Here is a 20,098-nt window from a genome sequence, read left to right on the forward strand (position 1 = left end):
GGGCGGCGGCTTGCCCTTTCGGCATGCAGCACAGGCGGGATGCGGATTGACGGTTGCGCTAACTGCCGGGCCCCTTATAGTAGAGGCCATCCTTGGTGACTGACCCTCTGAATAATATGGAAAATATGATGCGCAGCTTAGGTGCGGGATGGACCCGTCTGCTTTTGGTGATGCTGGCGGCCTGCCCGCTGCTGGCTGTGGCGGCACAGGGGGATCGCCCGAAAATTGCGGTGGTGCTCAGCGGCGGCGGTGCCAAGGGTTCTGCCCATATCGGCATCCTCAAGGTGCTGGAGCAGAAACGGATTCCGGTCGACATCATAGTCGGCACCAGCATGGGCTCTTATGTGGCGGGGATGTATGCCATGGGGCTCAGTGCCGAGGAGGTGGAGCGCACCACCTTGGCCATCGACTGGAACAAGGGGTATCAGGACAAGGTTGGCCGCGACGAGCTGTCGCTGCGCAAAAAGCAGCAGAACGAGCAGTATCAGCTGCGCACCGACATCGGGGTGAATGGTGACACCACCCAGCTGCCGGACGGTTTCTTCCAGGGCCAATCCATGGCCAGCCTGCTGCGGGGGGCCACCTCCAACCTGCCGGTGCAGGCGAGCTTCGACGATCTCCCCATTCCCTACCGCGCCATGGCGACCGACATGGAGACGGTCACCCCCTTTGTGCTGGATCACGGCAGCCTGGCCAAGGCGATGCAGGCCTCCATGTCCATTCCCGGCGCCCTCAAGCCGGTGGAGTGGGAGGGGCACATCCTGGCGGACGGCGGCAGCGTCAACAACATGCCGGTGGATGTCGCCAAGGCGATGGGGGCCGACGTGGTGATTGCGGTGGATATCAGCGCCAAGCTGCGTACCCGGGAGTCCCTCAAGTCAGGGTTGGCGATGATCGACCAGCTCACCACCTACATGACCCAGGTGGGCACCGACAAGCAGAAGGCGCTGATGGGACCGAAGGATATTCTGATCGCCCCCGAGTTTGGCGATATGGGGATCGCCGACTTTGCCCGGATGCCGGAGGGGATCAAGATCGGTGAGACGGCGGCTGACAAGGTGTCGTTGCAACTCGATAAACTGTCGCTCACCAAGGCGCAGTACAACGCCTATCGCAACCAGAAGCTGAGCCGCCGTGCCGAGCGTAGCGGTCAGCCCGCCTACTTCATCGACAAGGTGGAGATCATCAACAAGTCGCGCCTCTCCGACGAGACTGTGCGCGCCATGCTGAAAGTGCGGCCGGACAAGGTGCAGACCAACGAGAGTCTGGAAGCGGGCATTCGCCGCCTCTATGCCCTTGAGTCGTTCGATCGCATCACCTACGAGGTGGAGGAGCGTGATGGTGAGAACGTGCTGCTGGTGGACGCCAGCGAGAAGAACTGGGGGCCGGGCTACCTCAACTTTCAGTTCGGTTTCACCGATGACTTTGAGAACACCTCCAACTACAACGTCGGCATGTCCTATACCCTCACCAACGTCAACGAGTGGGGGGCCGAGTGGCTGACCGAGGCGTCGCTGGGCACGGCCAAACATATCAAGACCGACTTCTATACCCCGCTCGAACCCTCCCAGACCTTCTATGGTGAGGCGAGTCTGGCCTATGACCAGACCCTGCGCCGCCTGTTTTTCCCCAATCCGGATCCCGAGATGGTTTCGATAAGCTATCTCGACTCCGAATACTCCTTCTTCAGCGGCGATCTGGCGGTGGGCTGGAACCGCCAGCCCTGGAGCCGGTTGTCGATGGGGCTGGAGGGACAACTTGGCACGATTGATGTGAAGAACTTCAAGGGGCTGGAGATGGATGCCACGGCGTGGGGCCCCTATGTCCGCTTTGAACACGACAATCTGGATAGCCGCTATTTCCCCTATCAGGGGGTGAAATGGGATATGAAACTGGGCCACTCCCACGTCAGTGTGGATGGGCTCGAGTCGGCAGATGGGCGCAGTGAAGGCTGGAATTATCAGCTCTCGATGGTCAAACCCTGGTCATGGGACAGGCACAGCCTCAACCTGATCCTCGAAGGGGGGGGCTCGGGCAGTGAAGAGGTGGTGCCGCTGCATATTCAGGATCTGGGCGGGCTGTTCCGCCTCTCCGGTTTCCAGCGCTACCAGCTGAGCGGTCGCTACAGCCTGTTTGGTGGCCTGCGCTACATCTATCGGGTGGCGGACAACGACTTCGGTGCCCTCAAGATGCCGCTCTATCTGGGTGGATCTCTGGAGCAGGGCGGGGTCTGGAACAAGGGTGAGGATATCAGTCTGGAGAGCTCGTTTACCGCCGGGTCGGTTTATGTCGGGGTGGAGAGCTTCCTCGGCCCTGTGTTCCTCGGCTACGGCATGGCGGAGGGGGGCAATGACGTCTTCTATCTGCAATTGGGCAGTACGTTCGAATAATGCCGAAATGATGCCAATTTGTTAACTCTGGTTGAGGGCGTTCAATTAATTTTCAAAAAATACCAGTCTGTTTAATTGGTTACGATTTTGTGGTGAATAAGTAAACAGGGTTTGGATTTTAATTAGTCGTTAAAACTTATATAGTGGGGAGCACCCTACGGGGTGTCCCGCAAGGACGATCGCCGCGAGCGTGGGCGAACCCCAAAAAAAGACCAAAGAGGAATTAGTCGTGCTTGAAACATACCGTAAACACGTCGCAGAACGTGCCGCCGAGGGCGTGGTTGCCAAACCTCTGGATGCAGAGCAGGTCGCCGCCCTGGTAACGCTTCTCAAGAACCCGCCCGCCGGCGAAGAAGACTTTCTGAAAGAGCTGTTGTCCTCCCGTATTCCCCCCGGTGTTGATGAAGCGGCCTATGTCAAAGCCGGTTTCCTCACCGCCGTCGCCAAGGGCGAAGCCCACTCTCCCATCCTGACTGCCGCCGAAGCTGTCGAGCTGCTGGGCACCATGCAGGGTGGTTACAACATTCAGCCGCTGATCGACCTGCTGGATCACGCCACTCTGGCGCCGCTTGCCGCCAAGGGGCTCTCCCACACCCTGCTGATGTTTGACTCTTTCCACGACGTGGAAGAGAAGGCCAAGGCGGGCAATGTCCATGCCAAACAGGTGATGCAGTCCTGGGCTGATGCCGAGTGGTTCCTCTCCCGCCCGGAGCTGGCCGAGAAGATCACTGTCACCGTGTTCAAGGTGACCGGCGAAACCAACACCGACGACCTCTCTCCGGCACCGGACGCCTGGTCCCGCCCGGACATTCCGCTGCACGCCCTGGCGATGCTGAAAAACGCCCGTCCCGGCATTACTCCGGACAAGGATGGCGCCGTCGGCCCCATCAAGACCATCGATGCCCTGAAAGAGAAAGGCTTCCCGCTTGCCTATGTGGGTGACGTGGTCGGTACCGGTTCTTCCCGTAAATCCGCCACCAACTCGGTGCTCTGGTTTATGGGCGACGACATTCCGTTCGTGCCGAACAAGCGCGCTGGCGGTGTCTGTCTGGGTGGCAAGATTGCCCCGATCTTCTTCAACACCATGGAAGATGCCGGCGCTCTGCCTATCGAAGTGGACGTCTCCAAGCTGGAAATGGGCGATGTAATCGACATCTACCCCTATGCCGGCAAGATCTGCAAACACGGCACCGAACAGGTGCTGGCACAGTTTGAATTGAAAACCGATGTACTGATCGACGAAGTGCGTGCCGGTGGCCGTATCCCGCTGATCATCGGTCGCGGTCTGACTGACAAGGCCCGCGAGGCACTGGGTCTGCCGTTCTCCACCGTATTCCGTCGCCCGCAGCCGGTGGCCGATACAGGTAAAGGCTTCACCCTGGCCCAGAAGATGGTGGGCAAGGCGTGCGGCGTGAAGGGCATTCGCCCGGGCACCTACTGCGAGCCCAAGATGACCACCGTCGGCTCCCAGGACACCACGGGCCCGATGACCCGCGACGAGCTCAAAGATCTGGCCTGCCTCGGCTTCTCCGCCGATCTGACCATGCAGTCCTTCTGTCACACCGCGGCCTATCCGAAGCCCATCGACGTACAGACTCACCACACCCTGCCGGACTTCATCATGAACCGCGGCGGCGTGAGCTTGCGTCCGGGTGACGGCGTCATCCACTCCTGGCTGAACCGCATGCTGCTGCCGGATACCGTGGGTACCGGTGGTGACTCCCACACCCGTTTCCCCATCGGGATCTCCTTCCCGGCGGGCTCCGGTCTGGTGGCCTTCGCCGCCGCCACCGGCGTGATGCCGCTGGACATGCCGGAATCCGTGCTGGTGCGCTTCAAGGGCGAGCTGCAACCGGGCATCACCTTGCGTGATCTGGTTCATGCCATCCCCTATGCCGCCATCCAGAAAGGGCTGCTGACCGTCGAGAAAGCGGGCAAGAAGAACATCTTCTCCGGCCGCATCCTCGAGATCGAAGGTCTGCCGACCCTGAAAGTAGAGCAAGCGTTCGAGCTGGCAGATGCCAGCGCCGAGCGTTCCGCTGCCGGTTGCACCATCAAGCTGGATAAAGAGCCGATCATCGAGTACCTGAAGTCCAACATCGTGATGCTGAAATGGATGCTCTCCGAAGGTTACGGCGACGTGCGCACCATCACCCGTCGCATCAAGGGGATGGAAGAGTGGCTGGCCAACCCGACCCTGATGGAAGCGGACAAGGATGCCGAGTATGCCGAGATCATCGAGATCGATCTGGCCACCATCAAGGAGCCGATCCTCTGTGCGCCGAACGATCCGGACGATGCCCGTCTGCTGAGCGACGTGGCTGGCGACAAGATCGACGAGGTGTTCATCGGTTCCTGCATGACCAACATCGGTCACTTCCGCGCCGCCGGCAAACTGCTCGAGAAGTATCAGGGCGAGCTGCCGACCCGCATGTGGATCGCACCGCCCACCAAGATGGACAAGGATCAGCTGACTGAAGAGGGCTACTACGGCATTTTTGGTCGCGTCGGTGCCCGCATCGAGATCCCGGGCTGTTCCCTGTGCATGGGTAACCAGGCGCGGGTAGCGGAAGGGGCCTCGGTGGTCTCCACCTCCACCCGTAACTTCCCGAACCGTCTGGGTAAAGGTGCCAACGTCTATCTGGCCTCTGCGGAGCTGGCCGCCGTTGCCGCCATCCTCGGCAAGATCCCGACCGTGGCGGAGTACCTGCAATACGCCAAGGCGCTTGATGCCACTGCGGCAGATACTTACCGCTACCTCAACTTCAACGAGATCGCCTCCTACACCAAGAAGGCCGATGCGGTGATTCTGCAGCAAGCCGTTTAACGGAGTTCTTGCGCGATTTGCGCGATAAGAAGCCAATAATGCCGCGTATTTACGCGGCATTATTTATTTGTGTGTTATTCACGGTCTTTTTTGAAGATTGTTTGCACGATCCTTGCTAGAGAGATCCAACCACCTGTTTGGTGGTTCGTTTTATAAACGCTTTGGGTTATGTTGTTCGGTTATGTGCGGTAATGATGAGGCATCGTTATCGAGGGAAAGTGGATATCTGTTCACTGGGTGCTTGCGTTGGCAGGCCTGACGAATTGCGGCGTGGTTCTTTATGTTTCTGTTCAGGATCGATCTCTCCCGAACCGGGTTACGCTTCGGCGGTGCCTTGCTGGTCTTTACCCTGCCGCTGCTGGTGGGAGCTTGGCTCATCCACAGCAATTATGTGCAGGAGCTGAAAGCGGAATCCAGCGCCTCGGCCCACAAGGCCAGAACCCTGATGGAGTCGATGCTGGATCATGCGGAGCAGGCCAATCGCTCTGTGCTGCCTCTGGTGAATGCTCCCTGTCGCGACAATCTGCTGGTGCTGCGCAAGAAGGTCGCCATCGAGCCCTTCCTGCGTTCGGTCAATCTGGTGCGAAACGGCATCATCAATTGCACCTCGCTGTTTGGTGAGGCCAATGATGCCGATGACGGCTCCATCTACACCGGCCGCAAGCTGTTGCTGATGAGTGGCAACCGGGTGCGGCAAAATCACCCGCTGCTGGTAGTGCGCACCGAGCAGGGCAAGGATGCCGCCTTGAGCGCCATCGACAGTACCCAGCTCAGCTTCATGCTCTCCATGAGCGGAAAATCCAGTGCGCTCTATCTTCAGGTGGGGTCGGCCTGGCTCAATGAGTCTGGCCGCTATCTGAGCGAGGCGCCCACCCTCCATCGCGGGATCAGCCAGGCCCTTACCTCATCCCATTATCCATTCACCATCCATGCCGGTTATGCCATGCCGGTCTACTGGAAGTCGCTGTGGGCCGCGCGGCATGTGGCGCTGTCGTGGCTGGCGGTTTCCTCGCTTTTGCTGGCCTGGCTGATGTGGTGGGTGCTGGGGCGGCCCGGCTCGCCAACAGATGAGTTGCGACGGGCCCTGCGGGCCAGGGAGTTTGTTCCCTATCTGCAGCCGCTGATTGCCAGCCACGACGGCAAGATGATGGGCGCCGAGGTGCTGATGCGCTGGGAGCATGTCAATGAAGGGGTGATCCGGCCCGATCTCTTTATCCCGCAAGCGGAGGAGTCGGGACTGATCGTCCCCATGACCACCCATATCATGAAGCAGGTGGCGACAAGGTTGAACCGCTCTCAGGAGCAGTTGCCCGATGGGTTTCATATCAGCTTCAACGTCAGCGCCGCCCATTGCCACGATTTTGCCCTGCTGGCCGAGTGTCGCGCCTTCCTCGGTCACTTTGTTCCCGGCAAGGTGGTACTGGTGCTGGAGCTGACCGAGCGGGAGCTGTTGATGTCCGATCCCCAGACCCTCTCCCTGTTCCGCCAGCTGGACGAGATGGGGGTCAAACTCGCCATCGACGACTTTGGTACCGGCCACTCCAGCCTGGCTTACCTGCAGCAGTTTCATGTGGATTACCTCAAGATCGACAAATCCTTTATTGCCCGCATCGGTACCGAGTCGCTCTCGGAGCATATCGTGGATAACGTGATCGATCTGGCGACCCGGCTCGGTCTGGCGCTGGTGGCGGAAGGGGTGGAGAGTGAGCGTCAGGCTGACTACCTCAGGGCCAAAGGGGTCGATTATTTACAGGGATACCTGTTTGCCCGCCCCATGCCGCTGCGCCAGTTCTGCGAGGAGCTGCTGCCGGAAGAGGCTCAGACCCGGCAGCCAGATGGGGTGCGAGGCATCCCGAATGCGACCTGATCTATCGGTGACAGACGGGCGGCCACGCTCCCGTCTGGCAGGGTAGGGAAGTGCTCTCTCCCTATCCCCCCTCGAGTGCAGGGGCTTGTTTTTCATGCCTTGCGGCTCGCTTTTCGGTAGAATCAGCGCTCATTTTGACGTCAGTAAAAGATGAGGCGCGGTATGACGGTTCAGTTCCAGGCATTTCACAGCATCAAGGCGATCGGTAATCGGGAGGTGCTGTTCAACTGGTCGAGAACCAATCCCCTCGGGGCGCTGGATCAGGTGTGGCGCCCGAAAACCCGCGACGAGTTGCAAATGCTGCTGCGGGAACACCCCGAGCGCAAGCTGCGCCTTATCGGCTCCGGCCTCTCTTTTGAACCCATCCACAGCGTCTATGCCGAAGGCAGTCAGGCGCTGCTGGTGGACTTGCACCACCTGCGCGGCCAGCTGGCGAAAACTGCCGATACCGTGACCTATCAGGCTGGGACGCCGCTCGATACCGTTTATGCCGAGCTGATCGCCATGGAGCGGATGCTGCCCGCATCCCCGGGCGTTATCGGCATCCAGACCCTGGGCGGCGCCCTCAGCACAGGTACCCACGGTCAGGGGCTGCACCAGTCTGCCCTCTGCGATGTGGTGGAGGCGATGACGGTGATGCTGGCCAATGGCGACATCATCCGGGTGGATCGCACCGATCCGCGCTTCGGCGCCTTCGTGATGGGGATGGGGATGCTCGGCATCCTGCTCGACGTCACCCTGCGCACCGTGCCAAATCGCATTATGCGCTGCACCAAGTTCACCACCGACTACCCCTTCCTGCTGGAGCACAACGAACGGCTCAACCGCGAGCACGGCTTTGTGAAGAGCTGGTGGTTTGCCTGGACCGGCGAGAGCCACATCTGGCTGGTGGATCCCGCCTCCGATGACGAGGTGGCCCGCTACCGCGCTGGCGGCAGCGAGCCGCTGCTGCTGGATGGCGATATCGACGCCCGCATGAACGCCACCATTGATGCCACCTTGCAGAAGATGGCGAAAGATACCAAGGATGAGGCGCTGGCCGGTGAGCACTTCGAGACAGTACGCCGCTTCAAGGATGCCTCCGATCTGGTGGGCAACGTCTACCAAATTCTCTGCAAGGGGATCCCGGCCCCCCAGATCAACTGCGAGGTGGCGGTGCCGCTGCATCGCATGAGCGAGGCGCTGGAGGCCCTGCAAGTGTGGCAGCAGGCCAACCCGGGCGTGCTGCACTACCCCTTTATTCTGCGTTGCACCGGCCCCTCCGAGGCCTGGCTCAGCGCTGCTTACGGCCAGCCGGTCTGCTGGATCGGTTTTCTGGTCTATCTGGCGGCGGACGGCACCTTCGTCAACGGCTCCATGGAGCAGATGCGCGAGCTGCAGCAACTGCTGGTACCGCTCGGCGGCATTCCCCATTTCGGCAAACATCTGGCGATGGATCTCTACGACTTCCCGGCCCTGCTGCCGCGCTGGAACGACTTCGTGGCGTTGAAAGCCGAGCTCGACCCCCACGGCCGCTTTGAAAACCACTGGCTCAGCGACTTGTTTGCCAACCGGTAAGGATCTGACATGACCGATATGCAAGATACCCGTATCCCAGTGACCCTGCTGACTGGCTTTCTCGGCAGCGGCAAGACAACTCTGCTCAACCACTGGGTCAAGCAGCCGGAGCTTGGCGAGTGCGCCGTGCTGATCAACGAGTTCGGCTCGGTGGGGCTGGATCACCATCTGGTGCAACAGGTGGATGAGCAGGTGATGCTGCTCGACTCCGGCTGCATCTGCTGCTCGGTGCAGGGCTCTCTGGTGGAGGCGCTGCAGGGGCTCTTTATGAAGGCCATTCAGCGCAAGATCAAACCGTTCAAGCGGCTGATTATCGAGACCACCGGTTTGGCAGATCCGGCCCCCGTGCTATTTACCCTGCGCGAAGAGGGCTTTATCGCCCAGCGCTACCGCTTCGATGGCACCGTCACCGTGGTGGATGCCGGCCATATCGAGCAGCAGTTGGCGGCCCAGTATGAGGCGGTGAAACAGGTGGCGCTGGCGGATCTGCTGGTGGTGAGCAAGGGGGATCGGGTGGATGGCGAACAGCTGGCACGGGTCGAAGCCCAGCTGGCGGCCCTCAATCCGGCGGCCCCGATCGAGCGGGTGACCAATGGCGAACTGTCGCCAGCGGTGCTGGAGAAGCTCGGCGCCTACAACGAAGCTGCAGGTCGCGATGTGCGCCAGCTGCTGGCCTGGCTGCGCACCGAATCCCCCAGGCAGGGGCTGGCGTCACCGATGCAACCGAAGATGCAACCGTTCGCCGCCAAGGTGGGCACAGCAGCGCCCACCCACTTCGAGCACGGCAACATCGAGAGTTTCTCTTTGCGTATCGGCGAGCCGCTCAAGCCCTCTCGTCTGCTGGCCGCCATCGATGCGGTGCAGGCGCAGTATGGCGATGCCCTGCTGCGGCTCAAGGGGATCTTGCAGCTGGAAGGGGAGAGCCAGCCGGTGGTGATCCACGGCGTCCATGGCCAGCTCTATCCGCTGCAGGCGCTGGGGGAGTGGCCGGAAGGCAAGGCCCAGTCCCGACTGGTGTTTATCGTCAAGAGTCAGGACAAGGCGGGCATAGAGCGGTTGTTTCTTGATACCCTCAAGGCCCCCGAGCCCAGCCTGGAAGAGCGGCTCAAAGCCATGCTGGGTCAGCCCGACAACTGATCTTGCGCGTTGCAGCTCTCCTGTACCGGGTCAGGACGGCGGCGGTTGAACAACACAAACGCCACCGGCACAAAGTAGAACGAGAGCAGGGTAGCCAGCGCTGTGCCACCGGCGATGGCGATGGCAAAGGGGGGCCAGAAGCCGCCGCCCCCCAGCAATAGCGGGATGAAGCCGCCCACAGTGGTGATGGTGGTCGAGACGATGTGGCGGCTGCAACCGGCCACCAGATCGCGGATCTGCGGCAGATTGCCCTGCTGTGCCAGCGGGTCTGCCTTCAACTCGGCCAGAATGACGATGGCGGCGTTGATGGCCAGCCCCATCAGTCCTAGCAGGGCGATGATCACCGTAAACCCGAAAGGGTAACCCAGCAGCCAGACCCACAGCAGCCCGAGCCCCGCCGACTGGATCGCCACCAGGGTGACGATGCCTGCCAGCCGGAACGAGTTGAAGCTGAGCACCAGCACGGCCACCAGCAGCACGGCGACCAGGCTGACGTGAGCCATCAGATTGCCCACCGATTCATCCCGCTTGGCGGCTTCCCCGCCAAACTCCAGTCGATAGCCCGGCGGCAATGCCAGCGCCTTGGCGGCCAGCCTCTCTTTTACCTGCTCCAGCACGGTTTGCGGCAGTACGCCGACCGCCAGATAGGCCTCCAGCACATTGACCCGCTCACCATCCCGACGGCTGATCTCCCCCCAGCTTGGCAGTAACTCGGGAGTGGCCAGTGCCCGCAAGGTGAGATTGGCAGCCCCTTGCTGGCCGGTGCCGGTGAGCGACAGCGGCACATTGAGCAGCGCATCCGGATCCTGACGCAAGGGCTCGGCCAGCCGTACCCGTACCGGTATTGACTCGGTGCCTTCCAGCACAGTGCCGCCCAACCTGCCATCCAGTGCGCCCGCCAGCCGGGAGGCAACATCGGTCAGGCTCATGCCTGCCAGTCGGGCGGCCTCCTCATCGACCTGCAACCAGAGTTTGGGGGCCCCGGCCTGCAAGGTGGCGCGGGTCTGCACCACGGCCGGGGTATTGGCGAGCAGACTGCGCAGCTCCTCTCCCAGACGGTGCAGCTGTTCAAGGTCGGGGCCAAACAGCCGCAGCTCGACCGGGGCATTGAAAGGCGGCCCCTGTTCCAGCTTGCGCACCAGGATCTGCGCTTCGGGAAATTTTGCATCGAGCCGCTGCTGCAGTTGTGGAATGAGCCGCTCGGCAGCATCGGCATCCTGCAGAGTGATCATCCCCTGGGCGTAATCGGCCCGCCCCTGTTTTCTGGGTACCAGGTTGTAGTAGAAGCTGGGTGCGTTGTCGCCCACCACCCAATCCTGTCGAACCAGCTCGGGGAGGCTGGCCAGCTCGGCGGAGATCCCCAGTGCCAGCTCGCGGGTGCGCGCCAGGCTCGCCTGTGGGGAGAGGCTGGCCTCGATGTGGATCATGTCCCGGTCGGCAGGGGGAAAGAACTGTTCGGTGAGGCGGCCCGCCACCCAAAAACCTAGCAGGGGCAGCAGGCTGACCAGCAGCAGGGTACGCCAGGGGTGAGCCAGCGCCATGGCGATGCTCTGCTGGAAACGGGCGCTCACCCGGGGCAGGTGCAAACCATCCTGATACCAGCGTCCTCCTTGGTCACTGCCAATCCAGCGGGCTGCGAGGCCAGCCACCAGGGTGTGGGCGATGAGGTAGGAGCCCAGCAGCGAACAGATCACCGCCCAGGCGATGCCGCCGACAAACTCGCCTGCGGGGCCCGGCATCAGAATGATCGGCATAAAGGCGAGCATGGTGGTGAGGGTGGAGCCCAGCAGTGGCAGCCAGAGGTGGCCGATGGCTTCCAGTGCGGCGGCACTCATAGCCATGCCGTGGCGGCGCTGATACTGCACCCGATCCGCCATGACGATGGCGTTGTCCACCATGATCCCGAGCGCCACCACCAGACCGGTGACCGACATCTGGTGAATGGGCAGATTGATCAGGTTCATGCAGGCGAAAGAGAACGCCACGGTAAGCGGCAGCGACAGGGCCACGATAATGGCGGCCTTGACTCCCAAGGTCACCAGCAGCACGGCCACTATGATGAGGAAGCCCTGCACAATGTTGATGAGCAGGGTGTCGAGCCGCTGATCGGTATAACGCTGCTGATCGAAGCTGGTGACGAGGCCGATATTATCCGGCAAGTCCTGTTGCAGCTGGGTCAGCATGGAGTCGACCCGTGCCGACCAGAGGTCGATGCGGTGATCCTGTGCCATGCGCAGGCCGACCACCACGGCCCGCTCACCATTGGCAAAGGCCAGCTGGCTCTCCGGCTGGTGCAGGGTACGTCTTACCTCGGCCAGATCGCCAAGGCGCAGGGTCTGGCCCTGCTCGCCGGTGCGCAGCGGGATCTGGCGGATCCGCTCCAGGGTATCGAGGGCGCCACGGATCTCCACCTGAAAGCGATTGTGGCTGCCTTGCAACTCCCCGGCGGCCACTTTGGCATCGGCACCACTCAGCGCCTGGGCAAGCTGTTCGCCACTCATACCGCTGGCACTGAGGGCGAGGGGATCGAACCGTACCTCGATCTCCTCCTGTGGTGCCCCGATCCGCTCGACGTATTCGGTACCCGGCAGCTGGCGAGCCCGGCGTTCCAGCTCGGCGCTGTAGCGGGCGAGGCGATCCAGCTGCGGCTGGCCCGGCCCGCGCCAGACCACATTGACCAAGCGGGTGAAGGGATAGCCCTTCTCGTCATCCAGCTTGGGGGCACTGGCGCCGGCTGGCAGCCCGGCGGCAAGATCTGCCAGCCGGTCACGGACTCTGGACCAGACGGGCTCGACATCGCTGACCTCATCCTTGAGCTCCAGATTGATGATGGAGAGGCCGGGGCGAGAGCTCGACTCGATCAGCTTGATTTCGCTCTGGGCCCGCAGCCGGTTCTCGATGGGCTCGCTCACCAGCGCCTCCACCCGTTCGGCGCTGGCCCCGGGGAAGTGGGTAACCACGCTGGCAAAGCGGCTGGTGAGCTGGGGATCTTCGGTTCTGGGCAGGATCTGCAATGCCGCAAGGGCGGCCGTCAGCAGCAGCGCGACCGTCAACAGCAGCAGGCGGCCATTCTCGATAAACGGGCGGATCATGACTGTGGCTCCGGATGGCCTGCCTGATGATCCACGCTGGTTGTCAGGGTGACCTGCTGGCCCGGCACCAGTTTATGCAGGCCATCGGTCACCAGCTGTTCTTGTCCGTTCAGGGCACCACTGATCCAGGCTCGTTCGCCATCTTGCTGCAGCAGGGTGACGTCCCGACTGACCACTCGGGGTGGCGTTTCGTCATTGAGCAGATAGAGGGTCCAGCTGCCGCGCAATCCCTGGGTCAGTGCGGTGAGCGGTACCTCGTAGGCGCGGGTAGGCTCGCGGGTCTGATGCAGCAGGGTGATCAGTTGCCCCTCTGCCAGTTGTTCGCCGCCCCGGGTCAGCTGGAAGCGGGCGGTGCGGGTGTGGGTCTGCCCGTCCACTTGTACCCCCAGATTAAGCAGGCGACCCTCCAGTGATTGCGCACCGCTTTGCAGGGGGTAGCGTTGGCCGACGATCAGGGTCTCGGCCTGTTTCACCGGCACGCCGATATCGGCCTCCCACTGGCCGCTGCGGGTCAGAGAGAAGAGAGGCTGGCCTGCGGCCACCACAGCCCCCAATGCCTGCTCGCGGCTGACTACGATTCCGTTGAAGGGGGCGCGCAGCTGTGATTTTTCCTGTTTGACCCGGTTGGCTTCGAGGGCGGCGGCCAGCTGGTTGGCACTTGCCTCCAGCATGCGGACTTTGCCTTGCTGTTCATCCAGCGCCTGTCGGGAGCTGAACTGCTGCTGGCGCAGGGCAGTGAGCCGTTCTAGCGTCTGCCGGGCAAGGATCAGTTCGGCCTCGTTCTGGGCTGCCCGGGCGGCCAGCTCTTTGGCTTCCACTGCCAGCAGCCGGGTATCCAGTGTGGCCAGCAGTTCGCCAGCCGTGACCGGCTCTCCCCGTCCCTTGTGCAGGGTGGCGATCCGCCCTGCCAGCTCGAAGCCTATCTGGCTGTGCTCGGGGGCGATCACCCGGCCGTTGAAGCGGTGCAGCACCGGGTAGTGATCGCTGGCTTGCAGCGGCTGGGCGATCACCCGGGTCAGGGCGGGTGTTTCTTCTGACTCTGTGACCGGGCTGCAGCCACTCAGTAACAGCGCCAGCAGGATTAAGCAAAGTGTCATGACATCATCCTCTGGTTGACATAACATCAAATCACACCGGTGAGTCTAGTTTTTCGAAACTAGACTGTCCAGTTTGATTGTGGAGGAAAAATGAACATTTCACCCCGTAGTCAGCAGAAGCGGGCTGCGATCCTCGATGCTGCAGGACGGCTCTTTTGTCAGCATGGTCTGCATCTGGTCAGCATGGACATGGTGGCCAGTGAAGCGGGCGTCTCCAAGCAGACGGTCTACAGCCATTTTGCCAACAAGGAGTCGCTGTTTGCCGAAGCGGTGGGCAGCAAGTGCGTCAGCAGCGAGCTGATGCCGGAGGTATTGTTGCGTGGCAACAATGTGCGGGAGAGTCTGATTGCCTTTGGTCGCAGCTTTCGCAAGTTGATCCTGAGCGATGATGCCATCAATATCTTTCGCACCTGCATCAGCTGCAACGATGCCCAGCTGGCCACCCTTTTTTTCGAGGCGGGCCCGCTCTATGTGACCGAGATGCTGTCCAACTGGCTGGAGCAGCAGAAGCAGCAAGGCCTGCTGTGCCATCAAGACAGCGAACAGTCCGCTTTGCAGCTGTTGCTGATGTGGCAGGGCAAGGAGCGGATGCTCCGTGAGCTGGGTCTGCCGTTGACCCAGAGCGCTGCCGAGCAGGATGCCTGGACCCTGAGTTGTGTCGATCTCTTCCTGACCGCCGCCGCTCCCCCGCAAAAATAATGGAGGTGGCAATGAGCCACACAGTGACAGATGCCCAGCGCAAGTGGCTGCCCCTGCTGGCAGCGGTCGGTTTCTTTATGCAGGCGCTGGATGGCACCATTCTCAACACCGCCCTGCCCAGCATGGCCGAGACCTTGGGAGAGAGCCCGCTGCAGATGCAGTCGGTGATCATCGCCTACATGTTGACGGTGGCGTTGCTGATCCCGGCTTCCGGCTGGCTGGCTGACAGATTCGGCACCCGCCGCATCTATTTGGCTGCCATCTCGCTCTTTACCCTCGGCTCGTTCGCCTGCGCCGCCTCCAATTCGCTCTCCATGCTGGTGGCCGCCCGGGTACTTCAGGGGATTGGCGGTGCGCTGCTGATGCCGGTGGGACGGTTGGCGGTGCTGCGGGTCTATGACAAGCACGAGCTGCTGCGGGTGATGTCGTTTGTCACCATCCCGGGGCTGCTCGGCCCGCTGATGGGGCCGGCACTCGGTGGCTGGCTGGTGGAAGTGGCGAGCTGGCACTGGGTATTTCTCATCAACCTGCCGGTGGGGCTGCTCGGCTTTATCGCCAGCTGGCACTTTATGCCGGAGCTGCGGCAGCAGACCGCCCGGTTCGACTGGCAGGGCTTTGTGATGTTCAGCGTTGGCATGGTGCTGGTGTCGGTCGGTTTGCAGGGGCTGGGGGAGCACAGCATCTCCACCGGTTGGGCGCTGTTTGCACTGATCTTCGGCTTGGCGGCGATGGCGAGCTACTGGCTCTATGCCGCCAATGCACAGCAGCCGCTCTTTAGCCTGAACCTGTTCAAGACCACCACCTTTGCCATCGGCATCTGGGGCAACCTGTTTGCCCGCCTCGGCAGCGGCGCCATGCCTTTCCTCACTCCGCTGTTTCTGCAACTGGGGCTCGGTTTCTCCCCGAGCAAGGCGGGGATGACCATGATCCCCACCGTGATTGGCGCCATGCTGACCAAGACGCTGGTGAACAAGCTTATTCCGAAGGTGGGCTATCGCCGCATCCTGATCGGCAACACCCTGCTACTGGGGGCGATGATCGCCAGCTTCTACTTTATCGACAACCAGCTCCCCTACGGGGTCTTGCTGGGCTGGCTGGCGATCTTCGGCGCCATCAACTCGCTGCAGTTCTCCGCCATGAACACTCTCACGCTGCAAGATCTCAGTCCGACCCTGGCCAGCAGTGGCAACGGTCTGCTCTCGGTGGTGATGCAGCTCTCCATGAGTTTGGGGGTGGCGATTGCCGCCAGCCTGCTCGGGCTCTTCTCGGCGGGTACCTCAGCGGCTAACGGCCAGTGGCTGGCCGGGTTCCACCTTACCTACCTCTGTGTCGGGTTGCTCTCCATGCTGGCGGCGCTGATCTTTGCCCAGCTGGCGCGTGATGGGGCTACGCCGTCGGCGAGGGCAGATAGCTGACCTCGCAGGGGAGCTGCGCCAGTACCTCGGCCAGATGCTCGGTCGCCAGCAGAAAGGTCTGCTCCGGGTGGCCCGGAGTCCAGGTGAAGGCGGTATGGTTGAGCAGTTGCGGGTCCACCAGTAGCGGAATATCGGCGCGAGGCAGGAAGGGGCAGACCGCTCCCGGCAGGCAGCCAATCTCCGCCTGCATCTCTTCGGCGGTGCAGATGGAGGGCTTGGCACCGAGTGCGGCCTTGACCGCCTTGTTGTCGAGCCGTCCCTCCCTGTGGGTCAGCAGCAGGGCGAAGCGGCCATCCTTGAACTTGAGAAACAGGGTCTTGCTGAACTCAGCCTGCCAGCCGAGGCGCGCCTTGACCTTTTCATCGGTGGCGTAGTCGAGAATGGGTTCATGCTCATAGCGCTGGTGGGGCAGTTTGGCCAGCAGCTGGCAGTTGAAGTGGTGAATGGTATCGAGTGGCATGGGGTTCTCCTGTAGTGGGCGCTATCCTGCCAGCCTCGCAGGGTCAGGCCCAATGACACTTTCTTATCCGTGATAAGCAACCCTGTCCGTGTAAACAACAAGGGCGCCGTGAGGCGCCCTTGCGGATCAGTGATGCTGCAATTCGCACGCTTCCCAGTGAAAGGGAATAGGGCACAGCTGCTGGGAAGCCTTGTCATAGGCTTGCCACAGCTCGCCCATGGTGCGGCCATCGACGGGGTGGCGCAGTTTGGGGGTCAGCTCGGCCAGCGGCCACAGCACGAAGGCGTTGGTGAGGATCTCGCCGCGCGGCAGCACCAGCGGGGTGTCGCAGACCAGATCGCCATAGAGCAGCAGGTCGAGATCCAGGGTGCGCGGGGCGAACTTCTTGGCATCCGGCTCGCGACCGTGGGCGAACTCCATGGCCCGCAGTCGCTGGCAGACGGTGGTCAGCGGCAGATCGGTCTCGGCAGCCGCCACCAGGTTGTAGAAGGGGCGGCCGTTGAAGCCGACCGCCTCGCTCTCGAATACCCGGGAGACCCGCAGCTCGCCAAATTCGGCGTGCAGGGCATCGAGCCCGGCGCGAATATGGCGATCCCGCTCGATGTTGGAGCCCAGGCTGATATAGATGGTGGTCATCAGTTGCTGCTCGCGGCCGGAGTGCGATGGCGCAGGATCTCGACACCGACCCCGGCGGCATTGGGCACGGCGCCTGGCTTGGTGAGGGTCACCTTGACCCACTGCACCCGCTCGTCGGCGAGCACCAGCATGGCAACCTGCTCGGCCATGGTCTCGACCAGTTCGACGACTTTGCCGGTGACATGCTCGCAAATCTTGTTGGAGAGGTCGGCATAATCCAGTGCCAGATTGATGTCGTCGGTTGCTGCCGCGGGGCGGTTGTCGAACCCCATCTCGAGGTCAAAACGGAGCTTTTGGCGAATGCCCTTCTCCCACTCATATACACCTATGGTGGTCAAAACTTCGAGTCCGCGAATAAACACCTTGTCCATGACTGTACTTCTTCTTTACTCTTGATGGGCTGTGATGACAGCGCAGGGATGCTGGCCGGGCAACAGGCTTGCCGAGGCGCTCTGGGTGGGCATGGGCCCATGCCAGCGTATGTGGCCCGCATCATACCCCATTCATATCGTGGTAAAAACGACCAAGATGACGGCCCTGACGATTTTGATGATTATTCTGGCCTACCTGGGTGGTTCACTATCCAGTGCTGTGCTGGTCTCCCGCTGCACCGGTCTGCCCGACCCGCGGGATCATGGCTCCCACAATCCGGGGGCAACCAATGTGCTGCGCCTCGGTGGCCGGATGGCGGCGCTGGTGGTGCTGCTGCTCGATGTGCTCAAGGGCACTGTGCCCGTCTATCTCGCCTGGTATCTGCAGATCAAACCCGTTTACCTCGGCTTTATCGGGGTCGCCGCCTGCCTCGGCCATATGTACCCCATCTTCTTTCATTTTCGTGGTGGCAAAGGGGTCGCCACCGCTCTTGGCACCATGATGCCCATCGGTTTCACCATGGGGGGCGCCGTGATTGGCACCTGGCTGCTGGTGCTGCTGGTGAGCGGCTACTCCTCGCTGGCCTCCATCATTACTGTGCTGCTGACGCCGCTCTTTACCTACCTGCTCAAACCCGAATATACCCTGCCAGTCTCCCTGCTCTCCTGCCTCATCCTGATCCGCCATCACGAGAACATCTCCCGCCTGCTCAAGGGGGAAGAACCCAGAGTCTGGCGGCGAAAAGGGTGTGCCTGTGGCGAGGAAGTGGGAAAAACGGGTGATGTTGCGCAAAAAAGAGACGAACGAGACAAAAAGTGAAATTTCCCGTTGACCATCCGCCTTAAAATCCGTTTAATAGCGCCCACGCCCAGATAGCTCAGTCGGTAGAGCAGGGGATTGAAAATCCCCGTGTCGGCGGTTCGATTCCGTCTCTGGGCACCAATTTTGGTGCCATGAAATAAAAAATTTGTTCATGCACAATGGTTTAAAGTGTGCCGGCTTAGCTCAGTAGGTAGAGCAACTGACTTGTAATCAGTAGGTCACCAGTTCGATTCCGGTAGCCGGCACCATTTGCCCAGATAGCTCAGTCGGTAGAGCAGGGGATTGAAAATCCCCGTGTCGGCGGTTCGATTCCGTCTCTGGGCACCAATTACAATTCCTCCTTAGTTCAGTCGGTAGAACGGCGGACTGTTAATCCGTATGTCACTGGTTCAAGTCCAGTAGGAGGAGCCAATTCAAAAAGCCCTTGTCGCAAGACAAGGGCTTTTTTCTATTTGGCGCAGCCATTTTTTAACCATAAAAACAACCACACACGCACAGATGAACCGCAGGATAGATATGGAAAATCATGTAGTTATAGAGTCAAAGGGGCGACTTGCCGCCATTAGGAACTGGATGGAACCCGTGCTGGTACTGCTTATTCTTGGCAGCCTGTTCGGTTACCTCGGCAGCCAGATGGGCCTCTCTGCCATGGTCAACACCCTGTTCAATACCGCCCACCAGCTGCTGCTCAATACAGTGCTCTTTATCATGGGGATCACGGTGCTCTCCGGTGCCCTGAGCCAGCTCTTGAGCGAATTCGGGGTGATCCGCCTGCTGGAGGTACTGCTGGCCCCGCTGATGAAGCCGGTGTTTCGTTTGCCCGGTCGCACCGCGCTGGCGGCGCTGATGACCTTCTTCTCCGACAACCCGGCGGTGATCAGCCTCGCCAAGGACAGCCGTTTTCGCAGAGGCTTCACCCCCTGGCAGCTGGTGTCGCTCACCAACTTCGGCACCGCCTTTGGCATGGGGCTGATCGTGGTGACCTTTATGGCCACCTTGCAGCTGCCGAGCGGTGAATCCACTGCCAGTGCGGCGCTGATTGGGTTGCTGGGTGCTCTGGTGGGCTCGGTGGTCTCTACCCGGCTGATGCAGCGGATGATCCGCCCCTTGGTGGGGGAAGTGCTGAACGATGACGCTGTATCGTCCGACGGCCGCAAGGTAGGGGTGACCAAAGAGGCTGCTCCCGGCTGGCTGCGGACCCTCAACTCTCTGCTCGATGGCGGCAAATCCGGTGTGGAGCTGGGGATGGCGGTGATCCCCGGGGTGCTGATCATCAGTACCTTCGTGATGCTGCTCACCTTTGGCCCGGGCGACAAGGGCTATACCGGCGAAGCGTTTCAGGGGGTTGCCCTGCTGCCGGTGCTGGCCGCCAAGGTGAGCTGGCTGTTTGACCTGCTGTTTGGCTTCCAGCAGCCGGAGCTGGTCGCTTTCCCGGCTACCTCCCTCGGTGCGGTCGGTGCCGCCATGTCGCTGGTGCCCCCTTTTATCGCCAAGGGGTGGATCACTGGTAACGAGGTCGCGGTGTTTACCGCCATGGGGATGTGCTGGAGTGGCTTCCTGAGCACCCACACCGCCATGCTGGATGCCCTCGGCTATCGCCATCTCACCTCCCGCGCCATCGTTGCCCACACCATCGGCGGCCTGTGCGCCGGTGTGGCCGCTCACCAGCTCTATCTACTGCTGGGTTGAGTCTGGTTCAGACACGGAAACAAAAAGAGGCTCTTTGG

At 61.4% G+C, this 20,098-nt stretch carries 14 protein-coding genes and 4 tRNA genes; 13 read left to right on the forward strand and 5 right to left on the reverse strand.

What is annotated here, in order from left to right:
* Positions 1 to 128: 128 nt before the first annotated feature.
* The 5 genes from WBR25_RS01985 to WBR25_RS02005 all read left to right on the forward strand — a co-directional run bounded on the left by WBR25_RS01985 (position 129) and on the right by WBR25_RS02005 (position 9,778).
* On the forward strand, positions 129 to 2,390 hold the full coding sequence (locus WBR25_RS01985) for a patatin-like phospholipase family protein (protein ID WP_479749848.1): 2,262 nt from the start codon (positions 129 to 131) through the stop codon (positions 2,388 to 2,390).
* Between the two features lie 229 nt (positions 2,391 to 2,619).
* Positions 2,620 to 5,217, forward strand: coding sequence for a bifunctional aconitate hydratase 2/2-methylisocitrate dehydratase (gene acnB, locus WBR25_RS01990; protein WP_019444774.1), 2,598 nt, complete (start codon positions 2,620 to 2,622; stop codon positions 5,215 to 5,217).
* A 280-nt stretch (positions 5,218 to 5,497) separates the two neighbouring features.
* Positions 5,498 to 7,084 carry an EAL domain-containing protein gene (locus WBR25_RS01995; RefSeq protein ID WP_479749314.1) on the forward strand — a complete coding sequence of 529 codons (1,587 nt, stop codon included), beginning with the start codon at positions 5,498 to 5,500 and terminating at the stop codon, positions 7,082 to 7,084.
* 162 nt (positions 7,085 to 7,246) lie between these two features.
* Positions 7,247 to 8,641: a D-arabinono-1,4-lactone oxidase gene (locus WBR25_RS02000; protein ID WP_479749315.1), complete on the forward strand. Its 1,395-nt coding sequence runs from the start codon at positions 7,247 to 7,249 to the stop codon at positions 8,639 to 8,641.
* 9 nt (positions 8,642 to 8,650) lie between these two features.
* Entirely contained in the window at positions 8,651 to 9,778 is a 1,128-nt protein-coding gene (locus WBR25_RS02005; RefSeq protein WP_479749316.1) for a CobW family GTP-binding protein, read from the forward strand.
* Here WBR25_RS02005 and WBR25_RS02010 read toward each other — a convergent pair.
* Positions 9,763 to 12,870, reverse strand: coding sequence for an efflux RND transporter permease subunit (locus WBR25_RS02010; RefSeq protein ID WP_479749317.1), 3,108 nt, complete (start codon positions 12,868 to 12,870; stop codon positions 9,763 to 9,765). The genes WBR25_RS02005 and WBR25_RS02010 overlap by 16 nt on opposite strands.
* A complete protein-coding gene (locus tag WBR25_RS02015) occupies positions 12,867 to 13,967 on the reverse strand; it encodes an efflux RND transporter periplasmic adaptor subunit (RefSeq protein ID WP_479749318.1) in 1,101 nt (366 codons plus the stop codon). The genes WBR25_RS02010 and WBR25_RS02015 overlap by 4 nt, the downstream gene beginning before the upstream one ends.
* 90 nt (positions 13,968 to 14,057) lie before the next feature.
* On the opposite strand from WBR25_RS02015, the gene WBR25_RS02020 reads away from it, so the two are divergent.
* Both WBR25_RS02020 and mdtD read left to right on the forward strand, forming a co-directional pair.
* Entirely contained in the window at positions 14,058 to 14,666 is a 609-nt protein-coding gene (locus tag WBR25_RS02020; RefSeq protein WP_227095374.1) for a TetR/AcrR family transcriptional regulator, read from the forward strand.
* An 11-nt stretch (positions 14,667 to 14,677) separates the two neighbouring features.
* Complete coding sequence (gene mdtD, locus WBR25_RS02025) at positions 14,678 to 16,081, forward strand: multidrug transporter subunit MdtD (RefSeq protein ID WP_479749319.1); 1,404 nt, start codon at positions 14,678 to 14,680, stop codon at positions 16,079 to 16,081.
* Here the strand turns inward: mdtD and WBR25_RS02030 are convergent.
* From WBR25_RS02030 to folB, 3 genes are all read right to left on the reverse strand, one after another.
* Complete coding sequence (locus WBR25_RS02030; RefSeq protein ID WP_479749320.1) at positions 16,053 to 16,541, reverse strand: YbaK/EbsC family protein; 489 nt, start codon at positions 16,539 to 16,541, stop codon at positions 16,053 to 16,055. The two genes, mdtD and WBR25_RS02030, sit on opposite strands and share 29 nt — an antisense overlap.
* Positions 16,542 to 16,667: 126 nt before the next feature.
* Positions 16,668 to 17,177, reverse strand: a complete 510-nt coding sequence (gene folK, locus WBR25_RS02035) for a 2-amino-4-hydroxy-6-hydroxymethyldihydropteridine diphosphokinase (RefSeq protein ID WP_236341138.1) — start codon at positions 17,175 to 17,177, stop codon at positions 16,668 to 16,670.
* Positions 17,177 to 17,548 (reverse strand): dihydroneopterin aldolase, encoded by a 372-nt coding sequence (gene folB, locus WBR25_RS02040; RefSeq protein ID WP_005356584.1) that lies wholly within the window; start codon positions 17,546 to 17,548, stop codon positions 17,177 to 17,179. The genes folK and folB overlap by 1 nt, the downstream gene beginning before the upstream one ends.
* Before the next feature lie 157 nt (positions 17,549 to 17,705).
* On the opposite strand from folB, the gene plsY reads away from it, so the two are divergent.
* The 6 genes from plsY (at position 17,706) to WBR25_RS02070 (ending at position 20,060) form a co-directional block, all read left to right on the forward strand.
* Complete coding sequence (plsY, locus tag WBR25_RS02045) at positions 17,706 to 18,368, forward strand: glycerol-3-phosphate 1-O-acyltransferase PlsY (RefSeq protein ID WP_304520471.1); 663 nt, start codon at positions 17,706 to 17,708, stop codon at positions 18,366 to 18,368.
* A 47-nt stretch (positions 18,369 to 18,415) separates the two neighbouring features.
* Positions 18,416 to 18,491, forward strand: a tRNA-Phe gene (locus WBR25_RS02050).
* Between the two features lie 52 nt (positions 18,492 to 18,543).
* Positions 18,544 to 18,619, forward strand: a tRNA-Thr gene (locus WBR25_RS02055).
* A 3-nt stretch (positions 18,620 to 18,622) separates the two neighbouring features.
* Positions 18,623 to 18,698, forward strand: a tRNA-Phe gene (locus WBR25_RS02060).
* 8 nt (positions 18,699 to 18,706) lie between these two features.
* Positions 18,707 to 18,782, forward strand: a tRNA-Asn gene (locus WBR25_RS02065).
* A gap of 105 nt (positions 18,783 to 18,887) precedes the next feature.
* Positions 18,888 to 20,060 (forward strand): CD0519/CD1768 family membrane protein, encoded by a 1,173-nt coding sequence (locus WBR25_RS02070; RefSeq protein ID WP_479749321.1) that lies wholly within the window; start codon positions 18,888 to 18,890, stop codon positions 20,058 to 20,060.
* Positions 20,061 to 20,098 lie beyond the last annotated feature (38 nt).

The organism is Aeromonas sp. MTB, from assembly GCF_056632455.1.